This is a genomic window from Pseudoalteromonas sp. SWXJZ94C (assembly GCF_015864385.1).
GTDB lineage: Bacteria > Pseudomonadota > Gammaproteobacteria > Enterobacterales > Alteromonadaceae > Pseudoalteromonas.
Genome location: NZ_JADYXF010000039.1, coordinates 1 through 18,072, shown reverse-complemented (window position 1 = coordinate 18,072; position 18,072 = coordinate 1). Strand labels below are relative to the sequence as shown.

Sequence of the window (18,072 nt, the reverse complement as noted above, 5' to 3'; positions counted from 1 at the left end):
ATGTGGTGGGTGATACTGGACTTGAACCAGTGACCCTCGCCTTGTAAGGGCGATGCTCTCCCAACTGAGCTAATCACCCACATCTAAACAACATCACATTGCTGCGTTGTTGTGGGGCGCTATTATAGATAGAGTTGTAAATGTGTCAACACTTGAATGATAAAAATGTACTGACTGAGGATTTTATAAACAATAGCATAAGGCTGAAGTCTATTTTATCATCAAATTTAAAGTGGTAGTTCAAATAAGCATCTAATAAGCATTTAAAAGTACTCTAAGCTTTATTACGATTAAAACTTAAGTTTACTTTTGCGTTCATGTAACTATTTTATTGGAACTATTTTAATGCTTATTGAAATTGACGTTATTTAATAATTAAGCCGTGTTCTATTTGTGTATTTTTATTTTCAGATCAAAATAGGCAAATTTGGATTTTTACTACTCAAAAGTAAAAGTGACTTAATCTACTATGATTTAAACTGATTTTAGTTAATGAGGTAAATCACCGCAGTTTGAAAAGCCAGCTCTAAAACATTAACAGCTCGTAAATAGAAGTGTTTGTAAGGTATTTGAACGCTGGTTACTAATAAAAGCTTTTTTAAGAGATTTTGTCGATTAATAGAATTTTAAACTATTATGATGGCACATGTTTAATTTGCATATAAATGTATACCATTGCCTTGTTGGTATTATTGCTATGTTAATACAGCAGAGTAGGGCGTTTTTAGTTAACTATCTTAATATGTGGTGCTGTAATCTAAGCAATTGAGGTGTTATTTTGGTTAAATTGCATTTATTAGCACGCTTGATAGCCAGTTTGTTGAAAATTAAACCATTTAAATAAAGCTAAGTAAAAAACTGTTGACTTTATTTTGGGTGATGCATAGAATGCGCCCCGCACTAAGCAATACACGACGTGTTTGTCACGGCGAGTGTTGACTAAGTTGGGGCCATAGCTCAGCTGGGAGAGCGCTTCGCTGGCAGTGAAGAGGTCTGCGGTTCGATCCCGCATGGCTCCACCAAAAATTAGTGTTTGTCCTAGGGTAGCAGTTTTCTGTGTCCCCATCGTCTAGAGGCCTAGGACACCGCCCTTTCACGGCGGTAACAGGGGTTCGAATCCCCTTGGGGACGCCACTTACTTATTTAAGTATTGTATAAAGCAGTGTGACACCGCACTCTCTATGCACGACGTTATCAAGAGTACTAATCTCTTGGGGACGCCACTTACTTATTTTTAATAGGGAAGTGCAGTGTTATTAAGAAAGCTCGCCTGAAACGAGTCTAAAAATTCAGTTGTCCTAGTGACACATTTATGTGTCCCCATCGTCTAGAGGCCTAGGACACCGCCCTTTCACGGCGGTAACAGGGGTTCGAATCCCCTTGGGGACGCCACTTACTTATTTTAAGTATTGTATAAAGCTGTGTGACACCGCACACTCTATGCACGACGTTATCAAGAGTACTAATCTCTTGGGTACGCCATTTACTTATTTTTAATAGGGAAGTGCAGTGTTGTTAAGATTAAATATAATTTAAAAACCTTCATATACCCAATTTCATTTTACTTTCCTTAGTATATTTCAATATAATTTTATTTATAATCCATTCAGTACTAATAAATGTTTTACTTGATAGCATAAATCCACATCAGTTGTATTAAGAAAATGGTTATTTATAATGATTAAAGATTTTAATAGTAAATAATACCAACCTGCATAAATATTTGAACAATTTAATGATTTAAATCACTCTATCACGTTGTTAAAAACTCTTATTTTAACAACTAGATATAAAATTATTTGCTTTGTTAGAGTGTAATTTTCTTGTCGTTAAATCGCGCTTATAGTTAAAGCTAATTGGTATAACTATATTAACGCTATTAGTAATGCCTTTAGTTCTTAAAATGATCAATGCTTTAATTCAATTAGTATTAAACATCCAACTTTACTTGGAGGATTTATGGCGAGCGGATGGGCACGAGATGGTGCAATTCAAGAGCAGATTGATGCAAGTGTTGGTGATGCAGTACAGTATGCAAGAAGCAATTTAATATCAGGTGCAAGTGCAGAGCTATGCGACGAGTGCGATGAAAAAATACCACAAGCACGAAGACTCGCATTACCTGGAGTGCGGTATTGTGTTGCATGCCAAACTACTATCGAGGGTGAGGGGTCTAGATCTAAAGCATTTAATCGACGTGGCAGTAAAGACAGCCAGTTACGTTAGAAAAGGTGCTTTAAGCACCTTTTTTTATTTAACTTAAATTAACTGTTAATAATTTAAAACTTACTCATATCTTCCTTTTTCTGAATAAGTTCAATTGCATAACCATCAGGGTCTTTCACAAAAGCGATTTCGGTTGTGCCACCTTTTACAGGTCCTGGTTCGCGGCTTACGTTACCACCAGCGGCTTTAATATCATCACATGCCTTATAAATATCGTCAAACTCAATAGCAATATGACCATAAGCGTTACCTAAATCGTAACCGTCTTGATCCCAGTTATACGTAAGTTCTAAAACGGTGGTGTCAGTTTCATCACCATAACCGACAAAAGCGAGCGTGTATCGATATTCTTCATTTTTTGAACGACGAAGTTCTTTCATACCCAGTATTTGGGTATAAAAGGCAATTGATTTTTCTAAATCTGCAACACGTAACATAGTGTGTAATAAGCGCATTTGTGGCTACCTTAGTTTTAGTCTTTAAATTTACATACTGTATAAATTTTAATTTTTTCTTAACCATATATGTAAATGTGCAAATTTAATACTTGAGAAACTTTGAATAAAAGGTACTTACCGAAAGCTTAAGCATAATAAGTATAAATATATATTTTATGCTTTACATATATCTTGGCTATAAATGTAGGCTATAGGTTTAAATTACAACCTCTTGGACATTATTACTTATTATATAGCTTTATAGCTTAGAAGCGGTAGCTTGAGTACAGAAAGCCGCTGTTAAGTAGGTCGTAATCATTTTGATAAATAATAGAGTGATTTTAAACGAAATCAATAAGGCAATATTGAGTTTATAAACTAGATTAGCCTTACCAATTTTTTTATTAAAGTTACCTGTCTCAATTCTTTTTACGTTAAATACAACTGATATATGCAGTAGCTATTTTATTATTGGTCAACCTGTTGGTCATTATTTTGTTATCTAATTTTTTACAAGTATTAATATGTATAAAAAATCACTTTTTACAATTAAGTTATTGTTTTTTAATCGTTATATTTTAAGTCTCCTGCTTTATTGTAAGAGGGGTTGTTTTACAAGGTTAACTTATTGGTTGACAAAATAGGTGTATAGTAATAAAGTTTTTGCATACCAGTTGGTAAGCTTACTTGTTTGAGCTACTAACACTGTTGGTAAATAATCAGAGCTGTAAATTAGTACGTGTTAATTAATTTGTGATCAGTTATGTCCTATAGCCTAAATAAATAGACCCTATCCAGGATTGTTTAATGGTTAAGTAGGAAAATGATTAATTAATTATTCAAATACCGAAAACTTAGTGTTGCTCTACTGAATTGAAATAAACGACACAGCGGACCTATTTATGAGGTAAATCATTACTCGTACTCATAAAAGTTTGCACCATCATAATTAGGAGTTATTCATGTCAAAACCTATCATCGGTTTCATCGGCCTTGGCTTAATGGGCGGCAATATGGCCGAAAATTTACAAAACAAAGGCTATGAGCTGATTGTAATGGATCTTAGCAAAGATGCGGTTGCTGCATGTGTTGCCAGAGGTGCAAAAACAGCAAGTACAGCAAAAGAACTTGCTGCAGGTTCAGATATTGTTATGTTTTGTCTTACAACATCAGCAGTTGTTGAAAAAATCATTTATGCAGAAGACGGTATTTTAGCCGGTATTAAAGAAGGCGCTGTTTTAGTTGACTTCGGTACATCTATCCCGTCATCTACCAAGAAAATTGGTGCAGATTTAGCTGCTAAAGGCGCAGGCATGATTGACGCTCCATTAGGTCGTACACCAGCACACGCTAAAGATGGTTTATTAAACATTATGGCTGCGGGCGATATCGAGACATTTAATAAAGTTAAGCCAGTATTAGAAGATCAAGGTGAAAACGTTTTCCATCTTGGCGAGCTAGGTGCAGGTCATACTACTAAACTTATCAACAACTTCATGGGCATGACAACAGTATGTGCTATGTCACAAGCATTTGCAGTTGCAGAGCTTGCTGGTGTTGATCGCCAACAACTTTTCGACATTATGTCGACTGGTCCATCTAACTCACCGTTTATGCAATTTTGTAAAAACTATGCAGTTGATAACGTTAGCGACCTTGGTTTCTCGATTGCTAATGCAAACAAAGATTTAGGCTACTTCCTACAAATGGTTGAAGACTTAGGTACAGAATCTAAAATTGCTGAAGGTTCGTCAGCTAACCTACAGGCTGCATTTGATGCGGGCATGGGACAAGGTAATGTTCCAGAAATTTTTGATTACTTCAAAAAGTTAGAAAAGTAATATAAATTTACTTTTGGGCGTTTGGTTATATTGCTTTGCATATAACCAAGCGCTATACACACATGACATCAATTGACGCGATTTAGTCTGCTTTCAATCACCACTTTTTACACATTAATAAAGCACTACTTCAAGTCACAATAAAAAAGAGTTAACTATGCGTTTGATTAATATAATAAAGCTTAGTCTAGTTCTCGTTGGTTGCCTATCAACACAAGTTGTAGCCAAAGATTATTTTGTAGAAAGTAAACAAGCTTTTAATGATATTTCTAATAAGTTGGTTGCCGGCGACAAAGTAACACTTAAAAATGGTACTTGGTCAGATTTCGAAATTTTATTAGAAGGTCAAGGTTCAGAAGATTCCCCTATTTTATTAACAGCTGAAACTAACGGTAAAGTAATTTTATCTGGTCAATCTAACCTAAGATTAGCAGGTAAACATTTAGTTGTTTCAGGCTTAATATTCAAAGATGGTTACACTCCAAGTTCTTCAGTTATTGAATTTCGTAAAGATAAAAATCACCTAGCGTTTCATTCACGCGTAACACAAGTCGTTATCGATAATTATAATAACCCCGATAAACGAGAATCCGATTACTGGGTTGCCCTATACGGTCAACACAATCGCTTTGACCACAGTCACCTTGTTGGTAAGCGTAATAAAGGTGTTACAGTTGCGGTTCGATTAAACACTGAAGAAAGTCAGCAAAATTATCACAAAATAGATAACAACTACTTCGGTTACCGTCCTACTTTTGGTTCGAATGGTGGCGAAACTCTTCGAATTGGTACAAGCCATTATTCATTAAGTAATTCTCACACCTTAGTTGAAAACAACTACTTTGAACAAACCAACGGTGAAGTAGAAATTATTTCAGTTAAGTCTGGTAAAAATATTGTACGAAATAATGTATTTTATGAAGCTCGCGGTACATTAACGCTGCGCCACGGTAATGGTAATATTATCGAAGAAAATATTTTTATCGGTAACGGTGTTGACCATACCGGTGGTATTCGTATCATCAATAAAGATCAAATTGTAAGAAATAACTACCTACAAGGTTTAACAGGATATCGTTTTGGCAGTGGTTTTACTGTTATGAACGGTGTGCCAAATTCATCTATTAATCGCTATCACCAAGTTGAAAACGCAACGATAGAAAATAATACTTTTATTAATGTTCGACATATTCAACTTGCTGCAGGTAGTGATGCAGAACGTACTGCTGTACCTATTAGCAGTGTTATGAAAAACAACTTAATTATCAACGAAGACAATCAGCAACCATTCACAGCGTTTGATGATGTTAGCGGTATTGTTTTAAGTAATAACATTGCCAATACAAAAGTTCTTTCTGATTTAACGTATGGCGTTAAACAAGAGAAAGTTACACTTAAAAAAGCACCTAATGGTTTGTTGTACCCTACATCTAAAACATTGAATGTAGGGGCTAAGCGCGATTTAAAAGTATTAGCAAAAGAAGACACTGGTGTTAGCTGGTATCCAAAAGTACCTGCAATAATTGATTTTGATTCTGGTAAAACACACTCAGTTAAAGCAAGCGCTAGTGCATTATTAGATGCTATTGATAACGCCCAATCAGGTGACGTATTAGAACTTGCGCCTGGTCAGTATGATGTTTCTAAACTTGTTAAAATAGATAAAACGTTAACATTAAAAGCAACACAAAAAGGTAAATCTAAACTTACTTTTCAACGCTCTACATTGTTTGAAATTCATGATGGCGGTAGTTTAAAGCTTGATGGATTATCAATATCTGGCGAAAATAGTCCTGATGCAATTGGCAACAGTATTGTACGTACTCAAAAATGGGGCATGGTTGAAAATTATCGTTTTGTAATGGCTAACTCAAGCCTAACTAATCTAGATATTAATCACTCATTTCACTTTTTTATAACGGGTAAAGGTGCAATGGCTGATGAGATTGTTCTTACTGGTAATACTTTTGATAAAGTAACTGGCGATATATTACGTCTTAATACCGAAGTTGAAGATTTAGGTATTTACAATGCTGAATACGTTATCTTAAAAAATAATACGTTTAACGATGTTGATGGCAGTATTGTTAAACTTTACCGTGGTGGAACCGACGAAAGTACGTTTGGTCCTCATCTAGAAATGGTGAACAATAAACTAAACAATGTTGGTTTAGGTAAGCGTAATAAAGAGCACGATAGCGTTTATGTTCATGGTGTACAGGTAACAAATATTAAAGATAATACGTTTGTTAAGTCTGCACCTATTGTTGTTGAACACACGGTAGGTGAACCAAAAACTGAGATTACAAACAACACTTTTGATAAAACAAATGTACCTAGTGTTAAAGAGTTAATTGTTGCTGGACCTCATACAGCCTTAATCAAAAATAATAAGGCGAGGTAAGGCACATGTATTTATCAAAGCGTCAATTTAATATTAAAGCAATAGCAGCAAGTGTATTTATGACTTTTTTGTCAGTAGATGCATATGCTGCACATCCTAACTTAGTAATTACCGAAGATGACGTAAGTCATATGCGCCAAGCAATAGGCAGTGAAGGTAAATTTGCTACTGCGTTTGAGCTATTAAAAGCGCAAGTAGACGAACAAATAGCTCAACCAATTGCGGTACCTGTACCAAAAGATGGTGGTGGTGGTTATACACATGAACGCCACAAAAAAAATTATCAGCTTATGTATAACGCAGGCATCATTTATCAACTAAGCCAAGATGATAAATATGCAAATTACGTGCGTGATATGTTGCTTGAGTATGCAAAATTATACCCAACGCTTGGTCTGCATCCAAAACGTAAAATGGACTCGCAAAACCCAGGGAAATTCTTTTGGCAAAGCCTTAATGAAGCAATGTGGCTTGTGTACACAATACAAGCTTATGATCTAATTCATGACTCGTTAAATGCCGATAACATCAAAACAATTGAAAACGACTTACTACGTCCAGTTTCGTTGTTTACATCGGTAGGACAACCTTCAACATTTAATAAAGTACACAACCATGGAACATGGGCAACAGCTGGTGTTGGTATGGCAGGTTACGTTTTAAATGAGCCAGAATGGGTAGAAAAATCATTATACGATTTAGAAAAATCGGGTAAGGGTGGTTTTATTAAACAGTTAGAAATGCTGTTTTCACCACAAGGTTACTATAACGAAGGCCCTTACTATCAACGTTTTGCATTATTACCATTTGTAACGTTTGCTAAAGCGATTGAAAACAACGAACCGCAACGAAAAATATTTGAATACCGCGATGGCATATTATTAAAGGCGATTGATACAACTATTCAACTTAGCTACAACGGGTTGTTCTTCCCAATTAACGATGCAATAAAAAGTAAAGGTATCGATACTATTGAGTTAGTGAATGGTGTAACTGCAGCGTATGGATTAACTAACGACGCAGGCTACCTTGATATTGCTAAGCAACAAGATCAAATAATCCTCTCTGGTGATGGACTAAAAGTAGCACAAGCACTTGATAATAAATTAGAAACACCTTACACGTTTAAATCAGTCGCTTTTGGCGATGGTAATGATGGAAAACAAGGTGCTCTTGTCGTAATGCGAACGGAAGTAGGGGGCGATCAAGCGCTATTATTTAAACCAGCAGCACAAGGTTTAGGTCATGGTCATTTTGATAAGCTTACTTGGCAGTTTTACGATCATGGTAATGAAATTGTATCTGATTACGGCGCAGCACGTTTTTTAAATGTAGAAGCTAAATATGGCGGTCGTTACTTACCAGAAAATGAAACCTATGCTAAACATACTGTTGCACACAATACAGTTGTTGTTGATGAAACAACGCATTTTGATGCAAATGTTGAAGTAGGAAATAATAACTACCCAACGCTTAACTTTTTCGAAACAAACGAATTTGGCACAGTATCAAGTGGTGAAATAAGTACTGCATATAAAGGCGTTGACCTTGAGCGTACACTTGCATTAATTAACTTACCAGAACTTGAAAGCACCCTTGCACTTGATGTATTTGACGTTGTTGCAGATAAAGCGCATCAACTTGACTTACCTTTACATTATAAAGGTCAGCTTATTGATACTAGCTTTGAGCTAAAAGCAAATGCAACGCAATTATCGGCACTAGGTACTAAAAATGGTTATCAACACTTATGGCTTAAAGGTCAGGCACAGCCAGAAAGTGGTCTAGCTAAAGTAACGTGGTTGAACGAAAACGGTCGTTTTTATACGCAAACGAGTTTAGTTAAAGGTGATGAGTCTTTCTTGTTCACTCAAATTGGTGCAAATGACCCTCATTTTAACTTACGCAACGAAAACGGTTTTATCCGTCGCGTAGAGGCTCAAAAGCAACATAAATTTATATCGGTATTAGAGCCTCACGGTGAATATAACCCAAGTAAAGAATATACATTAGAAGCAGTAAGTAGAGTTACAGGGCTTGAATATAGCGAGCAGGGCGATCTAACACTTGTTGAGCTTGAGATTAAAGGCAAGACATATTTAGTTGCTATCAACAAAGCACAAACATCAGCTAAAAACACATTCAATTATCAAAATAAAGAGTTCACTTTAAACGGCCGATTAGGCGTTTATATGATGAACAATAATCAGGAGTAAATAGGATGCAAAAGCAAAGCGCACACTTTTCATTTGGCAACGAGACCGAAATTGAAGATTTAGGAAATGGTCTAAAACGTCAAATGTTAGGTTATAACGAAGAGCTAATGGCTGTTAAAATTTGGTTTGAAAAAGGGGCTATTGGTTATAACCATGCTCACAGACATTCTCAAGTAACGTATGTTGTTGAAGGTGAATTTCACTTTAACATTGATGGCGTAACTAAAATCTTAAAACCGGGTGATAGCTGCTTAATCCCACCATTTGCTGATCATGGAGCTACCTGCCCAACAGGCGGAATCCTGATTGATACTTTTAGCCCAGCGCGTGAAGACTTTCTTGAGGATTAATTATGCAACTTAAAGGCTTACGTTGGTGGGTTATAGCGTTAATTGCGCTAGCTACCATTATCAACTATATAGATCGCCAAGCACTTAGTGTGCTTTGGCCTGATATTGTTGAGGATTTATTTCCTGATGAATCTGCATTAGAGCGTAAACAAATATACGCTAACATCTCAATTGTGTTTGTATTTGCTTATGCATTTGGTCAGGCAATTTTTGGTAAAATATTTGACTGGGTTGGTACACGTTTTGGTTTTGTTTTATCAATTGGTGTTTGGTCAATAGCAACCGTTGCGCATGCATTTGCACAGGGCGTAATGAGCCTTAGTATCTTTCGTGCCATTTTAGGTGTAGCTGAAGCCGGTAACTGGCCAGGAGCCGCTAAAGGTAATGCTGAATGGTTTCCTACCAAAGAGCGTGCTTTAGCGCAGGGTATTTTTAACTCTGGCGCGGCTATTGGCGGTATTATTGCAATTCCGTTAATTGCATATTTGACTATCTATTTTAGCTGGCAAATGGTGTTTGTTTTTGTTGGTGTATTAGGTTTTCTTTGGTTAGTGCCTTGGTTAATTTTAGTTAAAGCGCCGCCTAGCTCTCACCCTTGGCTTACAGCTGAAGAACGTGAATACATTTTAACAGGTCAAAGACGTGTTGATGATAACGGCGATGTAACTGGCGAAGATGAAGAAGAATATAACCCTTCTACCGCTGAGCTACTTTCTCGTAAACAAAGTTGGGGTGTAATTATCGCTTCTGCTGCGATTGACCCTATTTGGTGGTTATTTGTTTTTTGGATTCCAATTTACTTAAACGAAGTGTACGGCATGGACGTTAAGTCTATCGGTATATACGGTTGGGTTCCTTATGTTGGTGCAATGTTTGGCGCATGGTTTGGTGGCTTACTGGCACAAAACAGGCTTAAAGCCGGTTGGAATACAGATAAAACACGTAAGTTAACCATTACGCTGGGTTGTTTAATTATGCTACCTTCGCTACTTGCGATGGCTAATCCTGGTGGCCCAACTACAGCAGTGCTTATTATGGCTGTTATTTTATTCGGTTTCCAAACTGCAATTGGTAATGTGCAAACACTACCAAGTGATTTACTAGGTAAAAAGGCTGTGGGTACATTATCAGGTTTCTCTGGTATGGCTGCAAAGCTTGGTGCTGTAGGCCTTACATCACTGGTTCCTATTCTTACTGCTGATGGTAACTATACTCCAGCATTTGTTATTGGTGCTTCTTTAGCAATTATTGCAATGGCTGCTGTTTGGATACTTATTCCAAAAATTGAGCCTTTAAAAAAGCCTAATTAATCTGATAGTAATGGCTATGCAGGAGCATTAAATGCAAGTGCATAGCTATTAATAACATAGGATAAGTTTCCAATATGAAAAATATTTACTTTCTTGGCGAATGCATGGTTGAACTCAGAGCAATGAGTGAGTCTAAGCTGCACCAGTCATTTGCAGGTGATGTTTACAATTCAGCTGTATATTTAAAGCGTTGTTATCCAGATGTTGGTACCTCGTTAGTAACTGCTTTAGGACAAGATAGCCTAAGTAAGAAAATGCTAACTCGCTTTAAAAGTGAAGAGCTAAACACACAATTTGTGTTTGCGCACGATGATAAAGTGCCTGGTATGTATTACATTGAAACAGATGATACCGGCGAGCGTAGCTTTACTTATTGGCGAAGCGATTCGGCGGCTAAAAAAGTAGTCGACTTTTTAAATGCAGATATTGTTGAACAATTATCATCGGGTGATATGTTTTTCTTTTCAGGTATTTCACTTGCAGTAATAGAAGAAAGCGCAAGAGACAAGTTTTGGAAAACGATAGAGCAACTTAAGAATGCGGGTGTAAAAATAGTATTTGATCCAAATTATCGTGCGCGGTTGTGGAAAGATACTGACGAGACTAAAGCGCAATATCACTTGGCATTTAGCTTGGCGGACATTACATTGCCAGGTGTAGAAGATTTAACAACACTTTACGATATACATAGCGTAGAAGCAGTTATTGACTATTTAAAGCCATATAAAATACAAGAAATAATCGTTAAAAATGGTCCAGAATCAGTAATCACAAAAGAAGGTGAAACACTGCTTAGTCATACTATTATTCCGGTAACTCATGTTGTTGATACTACATCAGCAGGTGATGCGTTTAACGGTGTATATTTAGGTGCGCGATTGTCTGGCAGAACAACAACAGATGCAGTACAACTTGCAGCTAAAGCCGCTGGTACGGTTATTCAACAACCAGGCGCTATTATACCAAAAGATATATTTCAGCTTGCAATGACTGAAGCCGGTATATAACTACCTCATTTAATAATACTTGCATATTCTGAGGCTATACTTTGGTCTCAGAACTTTTAACAAAGGAAATCCAACGTAATGACACGCTTTTCTGAACTCATGTCAGGACAATCACTGCTGCCTATAATTCAAGCTGATACACCTGAGCAGGGCGTAAAAATAGCCCAAGCTATGGCAAATGCAGGGCTTGGTTTAGTTGAGGTAGTATTAAGAACCGAAGCTTCGCTTGAGGCATTAAAAGCAATAAAAGAACAAGTACCTGAGCTTAAAGTTGGAGCTGGTACCGTTATTAACGTGTCTATATTAAAGCAAGCGTTGGAAGCCGGTGCTGACTTTATTGTTACACCAGCGGTGTCGCCAAAATTACTAGGTGAACTTGTTAAGTGTGAGGTTCCTGTATTACCGGGTGTTTCTAATACAGGTGATATAATAATGGCATTAGAGTACGGGTTTGAAGAGCAAAAGCTCTTTCCTGCGTCGTTATGCGGAGGTGTTCCATTTGTATCCGCTGTATCTTCTGTATTTCGCTCTGTTAGTTTTTGTCCTACTGGCGGAGTAAGTGAAAAAAATAAATTAGACTATCTTTCCTTAAGTAATGTATTTGCCGTAGGCGGCACATGGATTGCTAAAAAAGAATGGGTAGAGCAAGAAAATTGGCAAGCAATCACAGCAGCTTGTATTGAAGCGTTAAAATAGCAAGGAACATAAAAATGAATTATTTAGCCCCAACTATCCAGCCCGGTGTAGTAATCGGCGACGAAGTAAGTGCGGTATATAAACATGCACGAACACATCAATATGCACTCCCTGCGGTAAATGTAGTTAGTACGTCATCAATAAATGCGACGTTAGAAGCCGCGCAAAAAATGAAATCGCCAGTAATCATTCAACTTTCGAATGGTGGAGCACAGTTTTTTTGTGGAAAAGGCTTATCTTTACCTGATCAACAAGCTGCTGTACTTGGCGCGGTAAGTGCTGCTAATTATGTTCATTCTGTAGCTGCTCACTATGGTGTAGCGGTAATGCTACATACAGATCATGCTGCTAAAAAATTATTACCTTGGATTGATGGTTTACTCGATGAAGGTGAAAAGCATTTTGAGAAAACAGGAAAACCACTGTTCAGCTCACACATGATAGACCTATCAGAAGAGTCATTAGAAGAGAATATCGAAACCTGCGAACGCTATTTAGCGCGTATGGCTAAAATAAATATGACCCTTGAAATTGAACTCGGTTGTACGGGTGGAGAAGAGGATGGGGTTGATAATTCTCATCTAGATAGTTCTGCGTTATATACCCAACCGGAAGATGTTGCTTTTGCTTACGAACGCTTAAGCCGTATTAGCCCTAATTTTATTATTGCAGCGTCATTTGGTAATGTTCATGGTGTGTATAAACCAGGAAACGTTGTTCTTACACCAACTATACTAAAAGATTCACAAGCTTACGTATCAGAGAAATTTGATTTACCAAAGAACTCAATTAACTTTGTGTTTCATGGTGGTAGCGGCTCTGAGTACGATAAAATAGTTGAGTCGTTAACGTATGGCGTAATAAAAATGAATATTGATACAGATACGCAGTGGGCATCTTGGAATGGTATTTTAGACTACTACAAAGACAAGCAAGCTTATTTACAAGGTCAAATTGGTAACCCTGATGGTGACGATAAACCGAATAAAAAATACTACGACCCTCGCGTATGGCTTCGTCATTCAGAGCAAAATATGACAGCAAGGTTAGAGCAGTGTTTTAGCGATCTAAACTGTGTAAATAGGTATAGCGCATGAAAAGATTAAATTCAGTTTTAAAAGAAGATGGGGTTCCGACTGATCTCATTATGCTTATTCGCACTATTTTAGCGACTAGTAAAGAAATTGCTTTTCGAGTAAGTCAAGGTGAGCTAGGTGGTGTTTTAGGCTCAACTTTGAATGAAAATATTCAAGGTGAAGTTCAGAAAAAATTAGACGTTATAGCTAATCAGCTGCTTAAAGACATATTATTAGACGACAGTAGTGTAAGAGCCGTTGCATCTGAGGAAGAGGACCATGCTGTTGGTGGTCATCCTGAAGGTAAGTATATTGTTGCCTTTGATCCCCTAGATGGCTCTTCTAACATAGATGTAAATGGTCAAATTGGTACTATATTTACAATCTACCCAGCGAGAGAAGACGTAGCATACGACAGCGATGAGCAATTTACTCAAGCTGGTGTAAATCAAGTATGTGCTGGCTACGTTTTATATGGTCCTTCTTCATTATTAGTAATGAGCACTGGCGGACCAACACGATGTTACACCCTTGATTTAACGCATGGTGGTTACTTGCTTACCAATGCTCAATTAAGCGTACCTACCCAAAGTCGTGAATTTGCTGTGAATATGGCCAACTACCGTTATTGGGATGAACCTACACAAGTTTATTTTGATAAATTATTATATACCTGTGAAAGCTTTGGAAAAAGCTCAATACGCTGGAATGCAGCAATGGTTGGCGACGTACACAGAATTTTGTGTCGTGGTGGTTTGTTTTTATACCCACAAGATAAGCGTAACGGAAATGAAAATGGCAAAATAAGACTGCTTTACGAAGCAAACCCATTGTCACTTTTAATTGAGAATGCTGGCGGTAAAGCAACTTCTATAACACAACGTATTTTAGATATTGCACCAAGCAGCTTGCATCAACGTGTTCCGGTTGTACTAGGCTCGACAGAGCTTGTTGAGTTTTTTGATACGACTGTTTATCCTAAGTCTTAAAATAGCTTAGCGAACAAGCGACGCCTTAACCTGAGTTCTAAATATAATTACTAGTTTGCAGTAATTTTGATTTAGAACTCAGGTTATTTTAATTTAAAGCACTAAGTTTTATAAGCTAGCAACAGCGCTTAATAAATCAACAAATACACCTAAAGTAAATCACTTCAAATAAGTAAAAATTACACTCCCAAACTCTCAAATTAATATACGACAAAAGCACAAAGCCGCACGTGGTTAGTATTTCTATACGTCGTTATTGTCTATTTACGAAGAACAACCACGCTAAATATCTCTGGTATTGCCTAATAACCAAACACATTTCTGACATTTAACCTCTAAAGATAAACGTACTCTAGTAATAAGCTAACGGGCAGTCTCGCTTTGGTATTGTTTGTTAATAGTTTATAAATTAATTGCTGCCTTTTTGGTAATTGTAGTGGTAAAAACAATTTCATTATGATTATATTAACAACCTGGTTAACAATTCGCGCTTACTTTTACTGTGGATTGGTAATGAAAATGTGGAATGTTTGGTAATACACACAATAAAGCTACCAAATGTTAAAACCATAAATTTGGAGAATAGAGTCACCATGAAATTAAAACATTTTGCACTATGTGCTGTTGCAGCAGCAATATTAGGCTGTAACACCGATTCAAATAATAATGACAACAACTTGGGCTCTATTGCTCTTAGTGGAACCGTAACTTCTGGAGAAACCTTAACTACAAGTGTAAGTGATCCAGATGGAATTTCAGGAAACATAACTTACTTTTGGTATGCCGACGGACAAGCTATTAGCGGTGCAACTGGTTCATCGTTTACCCTAACAGATGATCAAATAGGTTTACCAATTACCGCTCAAGCTTTGTATACAGATGATGGCGGTATAAACGAATCTCATATAACAGATCCAACAGCAAACGTTTCAGCAATTTCATTTGCAGCTAGTATTACAGTAACCGGTAATGCAGTAATAGGATCAATACTTACAGCAATGGTTGCCGATGGTAATGGCGTTGAAAATGCGACGATTGTGTATAAATGGTTTGCAGATGACGTAGAAATAGACGGACAAGTACTTTCTACCTTGGAGTTAACCGAGGAGCAAGTAGGTACTGTTATAACAGTTAATGCCTCATTTGAAGATGACCGTGGCTTTGAAGAGTCAGTAACATCGGCTGGAACGCAGCCTGTTACTCGTGTTAATTTTCAAGGGTCTGTATCTATTGAAGGCACTCCGACAGTTGGTAATACGCTAACTAGTGAAATAGTTGATGCAGATGGTACCTCAGGTGATATTGCTTATCAGTGGTTTGCCGATGATGAAGTAATAATTAATGCAACACAAAGTACTTACATTGTAGAAGAGTCACTTTTAGATAAAGTTATCAAAGTACAAGTAACTTACACCGATGATAACGGCTTTGCAGAAAGTAATATATCAGCATCAACAATACCAGTGACAAGCTTTGCGGTAGATCAACTTGGAACTGTTGAAATTATAGGAACATCTCCTTATTTAACGAGTAACACACTCACCGCTGAGGTTTCTGATAATAACGGCGTTGATGAAGCTAATATTGTTTATGCTTGGTCAGCTGATGGAGTTGAAGTTGCTGGTACAAATAGTAAAACATTCACTCCAGGTGCCTATGCAGGCGCAATTATTTCAGTTAACGCAACTTATACTGATAATGATAATTTTCCAGAAGTAACCGTTACAGATGCTTTAAGTACATTAGTCTATACCAAAGTAGTAAATAACTCTGCAGAACTTGTCGATACTGTAAATGCAGGTTTAGGCGACGGTGATGTAATTGGTTTAAATGAAAACGTTTATGCCGATATGGACTCTATTTTACTCACCAGTGCGGTAACTTTGCGTTCAGTAGAAGCGCAGAGCCCCGTTATTACAGGCGAAGTATGTATACATGTAGCCGACTCTGTAGATGGCGCGAGCTTAACAGGGCTTACATTTAAAGATATTGATACAAAAGCGGATTCTTTTTGTGAAACAGAAGAAGATACCGTTATTTACTCAGAAGGTAGTAACTTTACATTCTCTCATAACAGCATAGATGGTGAAGAAGCTGAATTAAATAACTCAACCTATCATTGGTTAATGCTCAAAGGGCAAGGCGCAATGATAGAGCGAAATACGTTTAGTGGACGAAACTTCTCTGAAAACGGCTCTGTTATTAAAATGGCTTCGTCAGGTTTAAACCATGTTATTCAATATAACTTGTTTAACGACAGTAGTGAGAATGCCAACTTTGATAATTCGAGTTTACATTTAATTAATGCTGGAAGTACCACGGGTACTGATGCAGCTGACAATTCTAATTTTAAAATACAATATAACTTGATAGAAAACTTTGTAACAGGTCGTCGTTTAATGCGAGTACAAACGTCTGGCGCTACGATTAAAGGTAATACAATTTTAAATGCTAACGGTGGTATATCACTTGAAGATGGCGGTTTTAATTCAATTACTGACAACGTAATTATTCGTACGACAGACATTGCTAGTTCAGACGACAGACCAAGTGGAGTGTTAGTTACACCACTTGGACACACCGTTAGCAATAACTACATTGCGGGTATACGTTCAGGAAACAAAGAAGCCGGTGGTATTGTATTTACAGCAAACCCATTCTCTCAAGCTGATGGCGGTGTACCAAACTCAGGTAACCAGGCTGTGCTTGACGGTGCAGGTGACTTTACGCTTACCGTTACTAACAACACAGTATTAAACTCGCAACAGCCAATCGTATTTAGTACTGAAATTGGTTCAAGAGCACCAGGAGATGACTGTGATGACTTGGCTGACGATACTATATTATATGGGCTAACTAAAAATGCGTTTGTTATTAACTTTGACGCTAACTTAATTGCAAATGGGTTAGGCGATCAAACTGACGCAGATACAATTGCTAGTAGTGCAGCTACTCAGGGTTTATTTTATCCTAATACATTAGATAGCGATCATACGTTTGAATATGATTGTGACTTAATAAATCATGAAGAGTCGTTATTATCGAATAATTTTGGTTTTAGTGATAGTTACGTATCTGGTGACACAAGCGACTCGTGGGTTGATATCAGACAAGTTAATGGTAATGGTGAATTTGATACCGACGGCGCAATTGACCAAGACCCAGCAGGTAATGGTAAAGAAGTACCTGAGTTTGTTGTAGGCGTAAGCAGCCTTATAGAAACAGACTCTAGCGGAGCACAATCAATAGCAGGAGCTAAAGGATTACATTATATTCAAGCTTCAGAAGTAGGCGTTGGATCTACATGGAATGCACAGGATTAATAAATAACTATAGTAACTTCTATTAACATAAGCCCCTATTTAGGTAACACCATTCAGTTAAGCATGCTTTGACTTAATGGTGTACCGAGTTTTTGAAATCCGAACGGTCCTACTTTTGGGCCGTTTTCTTTTTTCTGGAAGAATATAACGTTTCACTCGTTCTCGCATTGCCCTTAATTTCTTTGGAATTGAACCTG

At 37.2% G+C, this 18,072-nt stretch carries 12 protein-coding genes, 4 tRNA genes and 1 pseudogene; 14 read left to right on the top strand and 3 right to left on the bottom strand.

The window, feature by feature from the left end:
- Positions 1 to 3: 3 nt before the first annotated feature.
- A tRNA-Val gene (locus I6F65_RS16005) sits at positions 4 to 79 on the bottom strand.
- Between the two features lie 867 nt (positions 80 to 946).
- Here I6F65_RS16005 and I6F65_RS16000 point away from each other — a divergent pair.
- From I6F65_RS16000 to I6F65_RS15985, 4 genes are all read left to right on the top strand, one after another.
- Positions 947 to 1,022, top strand: a tRNA-Ala gene (locus I6F65_RS16000).
- A 36-nt stretch (positions 1,023 to 1,058) separates the two neighbouring features.
- Positions 1,059 to 1,134: transfer RNA gene (locus I6F65_RS15995), tRNA-Glu, on the top strand.
- A gap of 182 nt (positions 1,135 to 1,316) precedes the next feature.
- Positions 1,317 to 1,392: transfer RNA gene (locus tag I6F65_RS15990), tRNA-Glu, on the top strand.
- Between the two features lie 567 nt (positions 1,393 to 1,959).
- Positions 1,960 to 2,226 (top strand): DksA/TraR family C4-type zinc finger protein, encoded by a 267-nt coding sequence (locus tag I6F65_RS15985; RefSeq protein WP_024609431.1) that lies wholly within the window; start codon positions 1,960 to 1,962, stop codon positions 2,224 to 2,226.
- A 53-nt stretch (positions 2,227 to 2,279) separates the two neighbouring features.
- Here the strand turns inward: I6F65_RS15985 and gloA are convergent, their stop codons facing one another.
- Positions 2,280 to 2,681: a lactoylglutathione lyase gene (gene gloA / locus I6F65_RS15980; protein ID WP_024609430.1), complete on the bottom strand. Its 402-nt coding sequence runs from the start codon at positions 2,679 to 2,681 to the stop codon at positions 2,280 to 2,282.
- A 944-nt stretch (positions 2,682 to 3,625) separates the two neighbouring features.
- Here gloA and I6F65_RS15975 point away from each other — a divergent pair.
- The 10 genes from I6F65_RS15975 to I6F65_RS15930 all read left to right on the top strand — a co-directional run bounded on the left by I6F65_RS15975 (position 3,626) and on the right by I6F65_RS15930 (position 17,875).
- On the top strand, positions 3,626 to 4,504 hold the full coding sequence (locus tag I6F65_RS15975; RefSeq protein ID WP_024609429.1) for an NAD(P)-dependent oxidoreductase: 879 nt from the start codon (positions 3,626 to 3,628) through the stop codon (positions 4,502 to 4,504).
- 157 nt (positions 4,505 to 4,661) lie between these two features.
- Positions 4,662 to 6,908 carry a polysaccharide lyase 6 family protein gene (locus I6F65_RS15970; RefSeq protein ID WP_197113883.1) on the top strand — a complete coding sequence of 749 codons (2,247 nt, stop codon included), beginning with the start codon at positions 4,662 to 4,664 and terminating at the stop codon, positions 6,906 to 6,908.
- Between the two features lie 5 nt (positions 6,909 to 6,913).
- A complete protein-coding gene (locus tag I6F65_RS15965; protein ID WP_197113881.1) occupies positions 6,914 to 9,124 on the top strand; it encodes a heparinase II/III family protein in 2,211 nt (736 codons plus the stop codon).
- Between the two features lie 5 nt (positions 9,125 to 9,129).
- Complete coding sequence (locus I6F65_RS15960; protein WP_024609426.1) at positions 9,130 to 9,474, top strand: cupin domain-containing protein; 345 nt, start codon at positions 9,130 to 9,132, stop codon at positions 9,472 to 9,474.
- A 2-nt stretch (positions 9,475 to 9,476) separates the two neighbouring features.
- Entirely contained in the window at positions 9,477 to 10,784 is a 1,308-nt protein-coding gene (locus I6F65_RS15955; protein WP_166112972.1) for an MFS transporter, read from the top strand.
- A gap of 74 nt (positions 10,785 to 10,858) precedes the next feature.
- Positions 10,859 to 11,791, top strand: coding sequence for a sugar kinase (locus I6F65_RS15950; protein WP_166112975.1), 933 nt, complete (start codon positions 10,859 to 10,861; stop codon positions 11,789 to 11,791).
- Between the two features lie 78 nt (positions 11,792 to 11,869).
- Positions 11,870 to 12,487 carry a bifunctional 4-hydroxy-2-oxoglutarate aldolase/2-dehydro-3-deoxy-phosphogluconate aldolase gene (eda, locus tag I6F65_RS15945; protein ID WP_024610982.1) on the top strand — a complete coding sequence of 206 codons (618 nt, stop codon included), beginning with the start codon at positions 11,870 to 11,872 and terminating at the stop codon, positions 12,485 to 12,487.
- 14 nt (positions 12,488 to 12,501) lie between these two features.
- The gene (fbaA, locus tag I6F65_RS15940) at positions 12,502 to 13,584 is read left to right on the top strand and encodes a class II fructose-bisphosphate aldolase (protein WP_166112978.1); all 1,083 of its coding nucleotides are present in this window, start codon (positions 12,502 to 12,504) and stop codon (positions 13,582 to 13,584) included.
- Positions 13,581 to 14,552, top strand: coding sequence for a class 1 fructose-bisphosphatase (locus tag I6F65_RS15935; protein ID WP_166112981.1), 972 nt, complete (start codon positions 13,581 to 13,583; stop codon positions 14,550 to 14,552). The genes fbaA and I6F65_RS15935 overlap by 4 nt, the downstream gene beginning before the upstream one ends.
- 593 nt (positions 14,553 to 15,145) lie before the next feature.
- Entirely contained in the window at positions 15,146 to 17,875 is a 2,730-nt protein-coding gene (locus I6F65_RS15930; protein WP_197113879.1) for a poly(beta-D-mannuronate) lyase, read from the top strand.
- A 57-nt stretch (positions 17,876 to 17,932) separates the two neighbouring features.
- Here the strand turns inward: I6F65_RS15930 and I6F65_RS15925 are convergent.
- Positions 17,933 to 18,072 (bottom strand): annotated as a pseudogene (locus I6F65_RS15925) (IS4 family transposase); the annotation flags it as partial.